This is a genomic window from Variovorax soli NBRC 106424, assembly GCF_001591385.1.
Classification (GTDB): Bacteria; Pseudomonadota; Gammaproteobacteria; order Burkholderiales; family Burkholderiaceae_C; genus Variovorax; species Variovorax soli.
The window spans coordinates 1-13506 of the sequence record NZ_BCUU01000121.1 but is presented as its reverse complement, the minus strand read 5'-3'; the positions used below and the strand labels follow the sequence as shown (position 1 = coordinate 13506).

The 13506-nt window shown below is 64.6% G+C and carries 7 protein-coding genes and 1 pseudogene; 4 read left to right on the top strand and 4 right to left on the bottom strand.

The window, feature by feature from the left end; genetic code table 11:
* The 3 genes from VSO01S_RS23470 to VSO01S_RS23460 all read left to right on the top strand — a co-directional run.
* On the top strand, nt 1-272 hold a 272-nt coding region (locus VSO01S_RS23470), incomplete at its 5' end, for an IS3 family transposase (protein ID WP_153305396.1).
* Nucleotides 273-608: 336 nt separating this feature from the next.
* Nucleotides 609-1337 (top strand): plasmid pRiA4b ORF-3 family protein, encoded by a 729-nt coding sequence (locus VSO01S_RS23465; protein ID WP_245684304.1) that lies wholly within the window; start codon nt 609-611, stop codon nt 1335-1337.
* A 406-nt stretch (nt 1338-1743) separates the two neighbouring features.
* Nucleotides 1744-6612 carry an autotransporter outer membrane beta-barrel domain-containing protein gene (locus VSO01S_RS23460; protein ID WP_084242070.1) on the top strand — a complete coding sequence of 1623 codons (4869 nt, stop codon included), beginning with the start codon at nt 1744-1746 and terminating at the stop codon, nt 6610-6612.
* Nucleotides 6613-7512: 900 nt separating this feature from the next.
* Here the strand turns inward: VSO01S_RS23460 and VSO01S_RS23455 are convergent.
* The 4 genes from VSO01S_RS23455 to VSO01S_RS23440 all read right to left on the bottom strand — a co-directional run bounded on the left by VSO01S_RS23455 (nt 7513) and on the right by VSO01S_RS23440 (nt 12226).
* Nucleotides 7513-8295, bottom strand: a complete 783-nt coding sequence (locus tag VSO01S_RS23455; protein WP_068645199.1) for a DUF2092 domain-containing protein — start codon at nt 8293-8295, stop codon at nt 7513-7515.
* Between the two features lie 9 nt (nt 8296-8304).
* On the bottom strand, nt 8305-8856 hold the full coding sequence (locus VSO01S_RS23450) for an OmpA/MotB family protein (RefSeq protein ID WP_068645198.1): 552 nt from the start codon (nt 8854-8856) through the stop codon (nt 8305-8307).
* A 107-nt stretch (nt 8857-8963) separates the two neighbouring features.
* Nucleotides 8964-9815, bottom strand: coding sequence for a hypothetical protein (locus VSO01S_RS23445; protein WP_153305395.1), 852 nt, complete (start codon nt 9813-9815; stop codon nt 8964-8966).
* Between the two features lie 2 nt (nt 9816-9817).
* Nucleotides 9818-12226 (bottom strand): arylsulfatase, encoded by a 2409-nt coding sequence (locus VSO01S_RS23440; RefSeq protein ID WP_218002374.1) that lies wholly within the window; start codon nt 12224-12226, stop codon nt 9818-9820.
* 348 nt (nt 12227-12574) lie between these two features.
* Here VSO01S_RS23440 and VSO01S_RS26890 point away from each other — a divergent pair.
* Nucleotides 12575-13506: pseudogene (locus VSO01S_RS26890) on the top strand (transposase); the annotation flags it as partial.

The window sequence follows — 13506 nt, the reverse complement described above, 5'->3', positions numbered from 1 at the left end:
AGTACCAGATGGCGGCCTATCGCAAGCAGCTCGTCGATCACGGTCTGACCCAGAGCATGTCCCGTAAAGGAAACTGCCTGGACAACGCGGCGATGGAGAGCTTCTTCGGCACCTTGAAGTCCGAGTTCTTTTACCTCAACAAGTTCGCCAGCATCGAGGAGTTGCGCGCCGGCCTACGCCGCTACATTCACTACTACAACCACGAGCGCATCAAGCTCAAACTCAAAGGCCTGAGCCCGGTGCAATACCGATCTCAGGCCTTGACCCACTAACTTCCGACTGTCCAGCTTCCTGGGGTCAGTTCAAAAGCGGGCAAGCGTTCACAGCAGGAGAGGGTTGGGGATAACCTGCCTTTCACGTGCTCGCCGAGCAAGTGTACCCACCCACTACTTGGGCATCGCCACGTATTTCGACTCTGGCTGGGCTTGGACCCGCAGAGCGGGCCGAGGCGCTCCGAGTTCTTTGATGCTGCCCTGCAGCAATGGATCTGCCGAACGATAAGGCGGGCCATCTCCTGCGAGAAGTCGAGACCTGCACGGTCAAGCTCGGATCGCGAAGGGTCTGCTGGACCCACCGAGGAGAGCCCATTCCGCGTGAAGAAGCAAGGCATGCATGATCGAACTCAGCCACCATCACCTTCCGTGATCGACACGGCCATCCTCGAACGCCTGCCTACGCAGCCGGCCAGCCGCATCGCGGAGTTGCTGCCGCATCGATGGCAGGCAGGCTGGCGCTGCTACGCTCGGCGCATGAGCGCCAAGACCACGAGCAAGCGCCCAAAGACCAGCTGCATCTACCAGCTGCGCATCGAGCTGCAGCACATCGAGCCGCTGATCTGGCGGCGCATCTTCGTACCCGACGCTCTGAGGCTGGCCAAGCTCGACCGTGTCGTGCAGGCCGCCATGGGCTGGACCAACAGCCATCTGCACGACTGGCACATCGAGCAGCAGCGCTACGGCATCCCTGACGAGGAGTGGATCGGCGGCGGCGACATGCTTGATGAGCGCAAGGTCACCATCGGCGCCGTGCTGGGAGAACACGTCCAGGCCTTCGGCTATGGCTACGACTTCGGGGATGACTGGCAGCACAACATCACGGTCGAACAGCGCCTTGAGATTCAAGAGGGCCGCAACAACTGGCCGATGTGCCTGGCAGGCGAGAACGCCTGCCCACCGGAAGACGTGGGCGGGCCACCGGGCTACATGGACTTCCTGGAGGCGATGCACAACTCCAGGCACGGCCAGCACGCCGACTACTTGCGGTGGTGGGGCGGGCCCTTCGACCCGCGAGCCTTCAGCATCAACGCCGCGAACATGACGATCCGCAAGCTGCGCTGACTCGCGCGATTGCGTCAAGACGGGATCACCGTGCGTTTACGGCGACCTTTCCCTGTTCCTCTCGCTTCGCGTCGATTTTCAAATTGCATCGGTATATAGCAGAATCAATAAAAGCTACGAGGATGGACGATCTGATGCGCTTTCCAAGCGAGACCGACCTTGAGTTGCGTCGTGTGCAACCTGGGTGCATTTGCCAATCGGAAATGCCTGTTGTCATAGCACCGCGTGCAAGGCAAAGCAGCTTCGATTGATCGAAACGCCGACATCACGTCTGTCGTGCGTAAAGCCAATCCGCTTGCCCACGCTGTTGCGTTGCATTCTCCCAACGGGATCTGCCTGCGTGCCAGGCCCGCCTGCGCCCCAGCGGGTTTCAACCCCCTGAATCAGTCAAGAAAGAGGAGCTTTCATGCGCGCACCCGGCCGCTTCGCCCTTACTACTGCTTCGTTGCTCGGGTCCATACTTTGGACTGGCGCCGCAAAGGCCGCGACGCTCTATTTCGATGCAGCAGGTGGCAATCAGAACTGGGACCAACTCACCACGGCCGCTTGGAGCGCGGTATCTGGCGGGCCCTACAACCTAACATGGGGTGCAGGTCTCGGTACGGACGCAGTCTTCGAGGGAACCGGCGGGTCGGTGACCATCCAGGCTCTGGCGCCTGCTTCGGTCACTTCACTTGCATTCGGGACCAGCGGCGCGCAGCCGTATACCGTCAGTGGTGCTGCCCTGAATCTGGCGCCTGCGGCGACGATCACTACCACCACCAATGCCTCCATCAGTTCAGCCATCACGGGAGCCGTGACTTCGCTAATGAAAAATGGCGCCGGCACGCTCACCTTCGACGGTGCCAAGACGTACACCGGTGCCACCACGGTCGCCGCGGGACAACTTGTACTGAACAATGCATCCGGCTTTGTTTCCGCTACCACGGTCAATTCGGGCGCCACGCTGACTTTCACCGGCACGAGCAGCGTGTCGGCCGCGGCGCCTGTCACGCTGAACGACGGCGCGAGGCTGGAGAACATCAATCCGTCCGCCGCCACGACGCTGACGGGGGCCGTGACCGCCAGCGGCAATACCTCGATCACCGTCAACCAGACTTCCGGCGGGGGCCGGGGGCTCATTCTGGATGGTGGCTTGAAGGGCAGCGGCACGGTCACCATCAACGCTGTCAATGCAGGCAATGCCGTGAGCCTGCGCAACAACAACAGCACCTTCGCCGGCACGCTGGTCATCAATGGCATCGCCAGTTCCGCAGCGGGAGCAGGCAGTGGCCTGGCCCTTGGCGGTGCCGCCACCAGCAATGCATTGATCAATGCGAATGTCGTGCTCAATGGCACCATCGAACTGGCCGATCAGGGAATGGGCTGGGCCAACCTGTGGTTCACGAGTGTCTTCAATATCGGGGCGCTGTCCGGAACCGGCATCATGGTTGCCAATCGCAATCCCACCGGCAACTTCGGCTCGACCATCGTGCTGGGACACACCAACGACGATGGACTGTTCAGCGGCAGGATCATGCGCGGCAGCGGCAGAACCAACACGGTGGGCGTCACCAAGGTGGGTACCGGCACGCAGATATTCAGCGGCGCAAACACTTATACCGGCGCGACCAACGTCAACGTCGGCGTCCTCAATATCCGGCACAACACGGCGCTTGGCACGACCGCAGGCGGTACGCGAGTAGCGTCTGGTGCCGCCTTGCAGATCGAGGGAGACATTGCCGTCGGCGCGGAAGCACTGACCCTGAACGGCACCGGGATTGCGAATGACGGCGCGCTGCGCAACATGTCCGGCACCAATTCCTATGCCGGCCCGATCACGCTGGGCAGCGCCGTGCGCATCAACTCCGACGCGGGCATGCTCACCCTGGGCACCATCACGGGCGCGACGCAAAACCTGACCCTTGGCGGCGCCGGCGGCAGCACCATCACGGGTGACGTCGGCATCACCAGTGGCACTTTGACCAAGGACGGGAGCGGCACCGCGATCCTGTCCGGCACGAACACCTACACCGGCGCAACGAACATCCAGGGTGGCACCTTGCAGGCCGGCGCGGCTGCCGGCGGCAGGGCGTTCGGCACGCTCTCGGCGGTGACGCTCGCCGATGTGGCGGGCGCTACCCTGGACCTGAACGGCTTCAGCCAGACCATTGGCTCGCTGAGCGGCGGCGGCGCGGCCGGCGGCAATGTAACGTTGGGCTCGGCCACCCTGACCACGGGCGGCAACGACGCCCACGCCACCTTCGGCGGTGCGATCAGCGGCACCGGCGCGGTCGTCAAGGTTGGGCCGGGTACGCAGACACTGACCGGTGCCAGCACATACAGCGGTGGCACGACCATCACGGCCGGCACGCTGCAGCTCGGCGATGGCGGCGCGACGGGCTCGATCGTCGGGCCGGTCCTGAACAACGCGGCGCTGGTGGTCAATCGCTCGAACGAGGCGAGTCTGGCCGGTCCCATCAGCGGCAGCGGCAGCGTGACGCAATCGGGCAGCGGCACCACGGTGCTTTCCGGTGCCAACACCTACCTGGGTGCCACGACCGTGGCGAACGGGGCGCTCTACATCGACGGCAACCAGTCGGCCGCTACCGGCACGACCAGCGTCGCGGCGGGCGCCACGCTGGGCGGACGCGGCACCGTCGGTGGACACGTGGCGCTGGCCGACGGCGCGACGCTGTCGCCCGGTGGCACCGGCGCCGCGCCGGGGACGCTGACCATCAACGGTGACCTCTCGCTCGCAAGCGGATCGACGCTGACTTACAGCTTTGGCCAGGCCAATGTGGTCGGGGGCGCGTTCAACGATCTGACCCAGGTTGGCGGCAATCTCAGGTTGGGTGGTACCTTGAACGCGGTGGTCTCGCCCGGCGGCGCATTCGATGCCGGCGTTTATCGGGTCTTCAGCTACGGCGGCACGCTCGATAACCAGGGCCTCGCGCTCGGCGCCATGCCGTCGAAAAGCGTCTTCGTGCAGACCTCGGTCGCCAATCAGGTCAACCTGGTGGCGACCACTGGCGAACCGCTCAACTTCTGGGATGGGGCCGCAGGCCCCAAGAACAATGCCGCCGTCAATGGCGGCGACGGCGTCTGGCAGAACGTGCTGGGCAACGACCACTGGACCGAAGTCAGTGGCGTGGCCAACGCGCCGTTCGCCAACGGGGCCTACGCGGTCTTCATGGCGCAGCCGGGCGCCGTGCGGGTCGACAACAGCCTTGGTCAGGTCAACGTATCGGGGATGCAGTTCGCGAGCGACGGCTATCGTGTCGATGGTGATGGCATTGCGCTCGTGGGCGCCCAACGAACGCCTGTTCGGGTCGGCGACGGGTCCGCGCTGGGGGCCGGTTACACCGCGACGATCAATGCGGTTCTGTCCGGAACCTCTTCGCTGGAGAAACTGGACCTGGGCACTCTGGTGCTTGGTGGCGCCAACACCTATTCCGGGGGAACGGCCGTCAACGGTGGCGTGCTGCAGGTGGCAGTCGACGCCAATCTCGGCGCGGAAACGGGACCGCTCGCTTTCGATGGCGGCACGCTGCGAACTACCGCCTCGTTCGCGACCGCGCGTGCAACAACGCTCGACGTCGGAGGCGGCACTCTGGAGACACCAGCGGGCGTTGCGCTCACACATGCCGGCGTGATCTCCGGTGCAGGCGCGCTGACAAAGTCAGGTGGCGGCACGGTGGTCCTGGCTGGATCGAACGCCTACGGCGGCCCCACCCATGTGACGGCCGGCACACTGCGGGCCGGCACCGCGGGGGCCTTCAGCCCTGCGTCGGCGCACACGGTTGCGCGGGGCGCCACCCTGGATACGGCTGGCTTCAACCAACGGGTGGCGTCACTGGACAACGGCGGCACGGTGAGCCTGGTGGGCGCCAAGGCGGGCAGTACGCTGGTGGTCTCCGGTCCCTATTCGGCCCGCAGTCTGCTCAGAGTGGGCACGGGCCTGGCGGGCGGCATGCCAGTGAGCGACCGGCTCGTGATCGACGGTGCCGGCTTCGGCGCGAGCGGCCATACGACGATCGAAATCGCGACTTTGGGCGGGCTGGGGGCGCCGACGCTCGGCAACGGCATCGAGGTGATCAGCGGGATCAACGGCGCCACCACAACCGCCCAGACGACCAAGGGTGCGTTTGCTCTTGCCAACGGCCACGTGGACGTGGGTGCGTACGAGTACCGTCTGTATGCCGCAGACCTGCAAGGCGCGGGCGAAAATTGGTACTTGCGCACCACCGCGGAGCCGCCACCCTTGCCCCCGCTCGAGGGCAATGCCCCCCCGGAACGACCGCCTCAACTACCGGCAACACAGGTGCCGACTTACCGTGCGGAGGTGCCGCTTGTGGCGGCGTTGCCGGCCCAACTGCGCCAAGCAGACTTGGCAATGCTGGGCAATTTGCACCGGCGCATCGGCGACGAAGGCCACTCCGGCGAGCAGGCTGCGCCGGCGTTGAGTGAGCAGCGCCAGGTCTGGGCGCGAGCCGTGTACGCCGATCTGGACCTGCAGCAGCAGGGCATCGCCCATGCCCGCAGCGACGGACATGTAAGCGGCCTGCAGACCGGCACGGACCTCTGGGTCCATGAGAACTGGCGTTCGGGTCTCTACGTGGGCTACCTGGAAGGCAAAGCTGATGTGACAGGCAATGCCCGAGGGGCAAACGTGCAGGTCGGCAGCAACAACGTCCAATCGCGCTTTCTCGGGGGGTACGCGACCTGGATGGATTCGAGCGGCCGCTACCTGGACAGCGTCCTGCAAGGCGGCAGCCAACGCTACCAGGTGCGCCCGGACATCAATCCCCAGGTCTCGGGCAAGGCGACGAGCTTCATGGCCTCGATGGAGGTGGGCCAGCCCCTGGCCGTGCACCCCCGATGGAGCATCGAGCCGCAGGCGCAACTGATCTATCAGCGCATCAACGCAGCCGATCTGACGCTTGCCGGAGCGAGCGTGACCCACGATGCCGCCAGCGGCTGGATCGGGCGGCTTGGCATGCGGGTGAAGGGGGATTTGGCCACCGCGGCGGGCAGGCTGCAGCCCTATGGGCGAGCCAACCTGTATTACGCGGACTTTGACGACGATTCTGTGACCTTCATCGGTCCAGCTGGGACGACCACCATCGTGACTGCGGGAGGCTATAGCGCCGGGGAGCTTGCCGCAGGTGTAACTCTGGCGTTGGCTCGGGGCACGAGCCTCTATGGCGAAGTCGGACACCTCTGGAGCATGGGCGGCGACACTTCGGTCAAGTCATCAATTCAAGCGTCCCTGGGAATCAAGGTCGCCTGGTAGATAGATCCTTGCAGTCGCAAGGCGCTCGAGAAGAGGGCGCTGGGAGCTGGCTTCTATTGGCTGATCGGTCTCGAGCCATCCGTCGGCAGGACGATCGTCGAATCGCCGTCCGGCGATGTAATGGTGTTTGAATCGTCGCCAGGAGCGTCGATTGGTTGTGTCGAGACGCTGGTATCTGAATTCTCATCCGGGTCGCCAACGGCTCGGGCGCGATCCAGCGCCAAGCCGGCATCTCGAACGCAAGCATCTCGCTGGGGCCTGGGCAACGTTCCTGAATTGCACAACGCAATGGACCGTTCGTAGCGAGCCTGTGCAACTTGCAGGCTTTGGGCCAGGCTTTGCGAGCAGCCGACGACCGCCAAGGTCACGCAGATCAGCCTCGGTAGCGATCCGCATCGACTCATGATGCAGTCCGACGGATGACATGGGCGGTCATTGAATCCTACGGCTGTTGGACGACGTAGACGAGATTTGAACCGCTAATCGCTGCCCGATAGTACGTGCCTCCGCATCGATGGTACTGCACGCCATTAAGGGTTGTTAGCGCGCAGCCGGCTGGCAGTGCCGTTACAACGGTCCCAGCTGCAATTGGGCTTGCAGGAGCAGGCATCACGGGAACAGGCGCGGGCATGCTTGCTACCGAAGCAGCAGTTGTGGCGGCGGCTGCCGTGGCGGCCGCGGTTGTTGCAACTGCGGCTGTTCTCGCAAATTCGACTTCGCGATAGGCGGACCGGCGTGCGACACCCGCGAAGCTCAGCGGCGTCATTGGCAGGCCAATGAGCGCGTCAGCGGTCGAGACCAGCCGGACACCTTCGGGACCTGCTTGCGGGTTCAAGACCCACGCGCCCACCGAAACAGCAGCGAGCACAAGGGCTCTGAAGGACGGTTTCATGAAGACTCCTACTTCGTTGGTGCGGCCACGGCCGGCGTTGTTGCCAGGACATCGACCCTCTGCGACTTTGCCGAAGGGACGTATCGGAACAACGTGTCGGGCACCTTGGGATCAAGATTCCATTTCCTGAGGGTGACTGCGAACCCGGGCATGCCCGCCACCGACTTCGTGGTGATGACGTACTTCAACGGAAGAGGGCTGGGGCCATCCTTCACCCACAGTTGAAAGTCCACGTCCGGCGCACGAAAGGCGACTTGCGTTGCCTTCTCGCCGGCGATGACGCTCGGACCGACGATGAATGCGGCCTGCAGGTCCTGCGTCAGGCGCTCGTACGCATTGGAGGCCAGCAGATCCGACGCCGGAGCGATGAGGTTCAGCTGCTCGCGCGCAAAGTCCAGCGTTGCATCCAGGCTCGCGGGCGCAGCGACCGTTGCATAGTGCCGGGTGCCCGGCATCGACACGGTCAACGCGGCCCCGTCGTAGTAAAGCACCTGGCGCTGACTCTCATCCATTCGTTCCGCCCGCAGTCGGTCGGGTCTTCGAACGGTGGTCCGGGCGGCGCTGTCGAACTCCAGCTTCTGGCCCGAAATCAGGACGACCTCGAGCGTGTTGTCGCTTTCGACGCTGAAGCGCTGGAGCCCGCCGAGATAGTCCATCGAGCGCCGCAGCAGCGCCGTCGCCGCCGGATCGACGCCGGCAGGCTGCGCGCCGACCTGCTGCATGCCGAGCGACAGCGCCAGGAATGATGCGCAGATCCAGAAAAGGCGATGGCGCCGGGTCGTGATCGTCATGGCGATCCCCTACGGCCGGCTGGCGGCCGAGATGACGATCTCGACGCGGCGGTTCTTCGCCTTGCCTTCTCGTGTCGTGTTGCTGGCAACCGGCCGGGCCTCGCCAAAGCCCTGCGCGGAGATCGAGTTCTGCGGCACGCCCTTGGAGGTGAGGAAATGCGCGACGTTATCCGCCCTTGCCGATGAGAGCTCGAGGTTGGACGGAAACCGCGACTTCAAGGCCGGACCAATGGGTTCATCGTCGGTGAAGCCCTGCACGACGACCTGCTGGCCCGGAAGATTCGAGAGTGTCGGCGCAATCTTGGAGAGCGTTTCCTCTCCCTTTCGACTCAGCGTCCATCCGCCTTCTGGGAAAAGAATCTCGTTGACCATGGTCACCTTGAGTTCGTTCTGCAGCCGCGTGACCTGGGCCTGGGCACTGCTGAGCTCGCCAGACAGCTTCTGGCTCAGCGCGGCGTACGCGTCTTCCTTCTGAACTTCGGTGTCATAGGTCTTCTTGGTCACGCAGCCCGTGGCCACCACCACGGCGCAAAGCGCAAGGATGAACTTCTTTGTTTTCATGCAGTTTCTCCATCGTGAACTGAAAAATTCGGATGCCGCTTGTTGCGGCTACGTTTCCTTGCCGCGCGTGCGCAGCACTGCCCGGCACCTCCCGGTGCCTGCCCGGCTCACCAGCGGAAGGTCGCGCCGACCATGGGGCCGTTGAAACTCAGGTCGTCGATCATCGAGTCCGACTTCAGGTCGTACGAGATGTAGCGCCACATCCCGGTGAGCTCGCCCCACGAGAAGGCGTAGCTCACGCCCAGCGCGGCCTGCCAGGTGAGCCGGGACTGGCCGGTCCCCACGTCGACGTAGTAGGGCAAGCTCCAGCGCCGCGAGCCGTCCAGCGCCACGCGGCCCTTGGCGCCCACGACGGCGTCCCACAGCGTTTCGCTCTGGCTCACCTCGCCGGTACGCGAGGTGGCCGCGATGCCGTCCAGGTCGCCCTGGATGCTCCAGCCCAGCTTGGGCCGCAGCCTGAACATGCGCGCGCCCCCCAGCAGGTCCAGCGTGAAGCGGTCGTCGGTGGGTACGCGGTAGTAGCCGGCCAGCGTCCACAGCGTGCCCTTCAGGTCCCAGTCGAGATTGGCCGAGGTGCTGCCGGAGATGGCCTTGTGGTCGATCGTGAAATCCCGGGTGCCTTGCTTGCTTTCGCCCAGGTCCAGGTAGAGCAGGTCGGTGAACAGTCCGTAGCGGCCGTTGTTGGCGTCAAAGCTGGCCATGAAGGTGAACTTCAAGGCGTCGATTAGCTTGTCCGCGCTGACGTCGATGGTCGGCCCGCCGGGCGATGTGGGCGCGCTTGCGGTGCCCGAGAGACTTGGAAAGTACCCGTACACCGACAAGCCGTAGCGCCAGGCGTCGGCCTGCTGCTGAATTCCCGGCTGTGCCGAAGCTGCGGCAGGGGCCAGCAGCGCGGCGAGCATCGCCGCGCGCAAGAAGCCGGGAGGAGTGCCGGCGTTCTCTTGGACAGAATTCGTCATCTTCAGAGATACCGGATCGTTACCTGGCCGATACGGCCGTTGAACTTGAACGGTGCCCGGTCGAAGTAAGCCTGCGAGACAGGCGAGTAGCTGTCCATGCCGATGTCGAAGGCATCGTTGGCGGTGAAGGCCAATGGTGCCGTGACCGGAACGCGGCCCTTGGCGATCTCCTGGCCATTGGCGCGGATCACGACATCCATCGGGCCGGCGCGCTGGCCTTGGGCCACGCGCGACTCGACCTCGATCTTCACCTTGCCGGTGGGCAGTGCGCCCTGCGCATCGATGCGGGTGCGCTGGATCTCGAACAGGTTGTATTCATAGCTCAACTTGCCCTTGTCCACCCACAGCGACAGGCCGCCCGAGAATGCGCCGAGCGCATAGAGCACCCCCGTGGAGTCGGGCTTGAGCTCGACGTCCATGGTCACGATGCTGCTGCGCGCACCCACCTTCGGCCCGGCGAACTCGGGGATGCCCACCACGTCCTGGTTGTAGCTGAACTCGGTGGCCGGGTTGCTGGGCGCATATTGCGGATGCAGGATCGACCACAGGCCGCCGCCGACCGGGTCGACCCGGTTTTCCTTGGCCTGTACGCCAAAGGCCTGCTTCAGCTCCTGCACCTTCTGCGGGTTCTTCGCCGCGATGTCGGCAGCCTGCGAAAAGTCGGTGCGCAGGTCGTACAGCTCCCACGTGTCCTGATCGGGCGACCACGTGGCGATGCCCTTGGGCAGGCCCGGCACCCACGGAATGCGCGGCCCGAACACGGAGGCCATCCAGTCGTCCTGGTAGATGCCGCGGCTGCCCATCACTTCGAAGTACTGCGACTTCTTGCGTCCTGGGGCGCCGGCGTCGGCAAAGGTGTAGCGCAGGCTCACACCATCCAGCGGCTCCTGCGTCACGCCGTCGACCAGCTTGGGCGCCTGGATGCCGGCCACGTCGTAGATCGTGGGCACGATGTCGTTGACGTGGTGGAACTGGGTGCGTGTTGTCGTGTCGGGCTTGATGACCTTGGGCCAGGACACGGCCATGGGCGTACGCGTGCCGCCGAAGTGCGAGGCCACCAGCTTGGTGGCCTGGTACGGGGTGCTGCCCGCCCAGGCCCAGCCCGCGTGGTACATGTTGTCTACCTTGTTGCTGCCCAGCACGTCCAGGCCGCCCAGTTCGTTCAGCGCGCGGATGTGGTCCTTGATCTGCGTCGGAATGCCGTTTTGCGCCAGCAGCTCGCTGATGGTGCCGTTCTGGCCTTCGGCGGACGAGCCGTTGTCGCCCCAGATGTAGAACACCAGCGTGTTCTCGCGGATGCCCAGGCGCTCCAGCTCATCGATGAGCCGGCCGGCCTGCGTGTCGGCATGCTCGGTCATGCCGGCGAACACTTCCATCAGGCGGCGCTGGAAGGGCTTCTCGTCTTCGGGGATGTCCTTCCACGCGGCCAGCGTGGCCGGACGCGGCGTGAGCTGCGTGTCCTTGGGGATCCAGCCCAGGGCTTTCTGGCGCGCGAAGATGCGTTCGCGCATGGCGTCCCATCCCTCGTCGAAGCGGCCCTTGTACTTGTCGGCCCACTCCTTGAAGATGTGGTGCGGCCCGTGCGAAGCGCCCGGCGCCCAGTACATGAAGAAGGGCGCGTTGGCGTCGATGGCCTGCTGCTGGCGCATCCAGGTGATGGCCTTGTCGGTCATGTCCACGGTGAAGTGGTAGCCCTCGCGATGCGGTGCGGGCAGGCGAACGGTGTTCTCCACTACGGCGGGCTCCCACTGCGAGGACTCGCCCGCCAAGAATCCGTAGAAGTAGTCGAAGCCCACCAGCCGCCCGGTGGGCCACAGGTCGAACGGGCCTTGCTGGGTGGTCTCCTCGGCAGGCGTGTTGTGCCACTTGCCGAAGGCGGCGGTCTTGTAGCCGTAATAGCCCAGCACCTTGGCGCCGGTGGCGGTCGTGGGCGGCAGGCGGCCGGTGTAGCCGTCCCAGTCGTTGGCCAGTTCGGCGATCTGTCCGAAGCCCACCCGGTGGTGGTTGCGCCCCGTCAGCAGCGCGGCGCGCGTGGGCGAGCACATCGCGGCGTTGTGGAAGCGGTTGTAGGAGATGCCGCTCTTGGACACACGCGTGAGCGTGGGCGTGCGAATGTCGCCGCCATAGGTCTCTGGCAGCGCCGGCCCGACGTCGTCGAGCATGATCACCAGCACATTGGGCGCGCCCTTGGGAAGGCGCTGCACCGCAGGCAGCGGCTTGTAGACCGACGACTGGATCGTCGGACCCGCCGTGCTGCCCGATTTCTTGGGCGGGAAGGGCAGGCTTTCCTGGGCCTGCGCCAGTCCAGCGGCCGACACAACACCCAAAGCGGCAATGATGCCCCTGAACCTCTCACCCCCCGTGGCCTGCTTGCGGCGCATGCCGCGCATCCACTCGACCAATCTCTTCATGGATCATCCTTCTTTTCTAATTGGAGACCGCACTGCAGGTGCCGTGCGGCCGTGGTTGACGGGTTGTGGCACCTCCCGCTAGTCAACAGGAGGTTCACAGCTCCGAACGGAACGTGCATCGCCATCGATGGTGACGCTTGCGCAGGGCTGTTTATCCGACATCGTTGGGGTGGTCAAGCGCGGGCACGATGAATAGGAAATTCGAAATAGGAGATTCGAAATAGGTAGTGCGGGATAGGTAGCGCCCACCGGTCCCGACGACGGATCGGAGTGGCTAGGATCGCGTGAGATAGCCCCCTGATTCACCGGTCCCGTTCTATCGCTTATCTTCAAGATAGGAATAGAACTATAAGTACGACTAGGCATACGGAGTCGGTGGAAGTAATTTTGAAAGACCAGCGCCGCAGGCGCTGGTCCCTCCCTGAAAAAGCAGCGCTGGTGCGGCGCACCTACGAGCCTGGCATGAGCGTGTCGCTCGTTGCGCGGCAAGAAGGTGTCGCCGCGAGCTTGTTGTTCCAGTGGCGCAAGCTCGAGCGACAAGGCGCGTTGACAGCCGTGTCCGCTGGCGAAGCAGTGGTTCCGGCGTCTGAGCTGGCGGCTGCTCGTGCGGAGATCGCCAAGCTGCAGCGCGTGCTCGGCAAGAAGACCTTGGAGAACGAAATCCTCAAGGAAGCCGTGGAGTACGCCGCCGAAAAAAAGTGGCTTGCGCGCTCGCCCTTGTTGCCCGGGGACGACCAGTGAAGACGGTCTGCTGGACGATGGGGTTGGCGCGCTCGCATGTGCGCGAGTTGTTGGGACGCAGCGACGACTGGACGGACGGTCGAACGCATCGCACACCCAAGGGCGATGCAAGCTTGCTGGTCGAGCTGCGCCACGAGATTGCCGAGTTGCCAAGCTATGGTTATCGGCGTGCCTGCGCCCTGGTGAACCGCCAGCGCGACGCCAGGGGCGATGCGCGGGTCAATCCCAAGCGCGTGTATCGCGTGATGGCACAGGCGGGCTTGCTATTGCCCAAGGCGCCACGACGACGCCAATCGGCCCGCAGGCATGAGGGCACGGTGTCCGTGACGAGCAGCGACCTGCGCTGGTGCTCCGACGGCTTGGAAATCAAGTGCGACTCGGGCCAGACGGTGACGGCCACGTTCGCCAAAGACTGCTGCGACCGGGAGGTGATGGCCTGGCGTGCCTGGGAGGGCAAGGGGCTGCCAGGCGAGCCGGTCCGCGAGATGCTCATTGAAGCGGTGGAACGGCGCTTCGGGGCGGTGGAGGCGGTCCCCGCG

Excerpts from the sequence above, each read along its gene's own strand:
- VSO01S_RS23465 (WP_245684304.1), top strand. The coding sequence starts at position 609 with ATGCATGATCGAACTCAGCCACCATCACCTTCCGTGATCGACACGGCC.
- VSO01S_RS23460 (WP_084242070.1), top strand. The coding sequence starts at position 1,744 with ATGCGCGCACCCGGCCGCTTCGCCCTTACTACTGCTTCGTTGCTCGGG.
- VSO01S_RS23455 (WP_068645199.1), bottom strand. The coding sequence starts at position 8,295 with ATGACGATCACGACCCGGCGCCATCGCCTTTTCTGGATCTGCGCATCA.
- VSO01S_RS23450 (WP_068645198.1), bottom strand. The coding sequence starts at position 8,856 with ATGAAAACAAAGAAGTTCATCCTTGCGCTTTGCGCCGTGGTGGTGGCC.
- VSO01S_RS23445 (WP_153305395.1), bottom strand. The coding sequence starts at position 9,815 with ATGACGAATTCTGTCCAAGAGAACGCCGGCACTCCTCCCGGCTTCTTG.
- VSO01S_RS23440 (WP_218002374.1), bottom strand. The coding sequence starts at position 12,226 with ATGAAGAGATTGGTCGAGTGGATGCGCGGCATGCGCCGCAAGCAGGCC.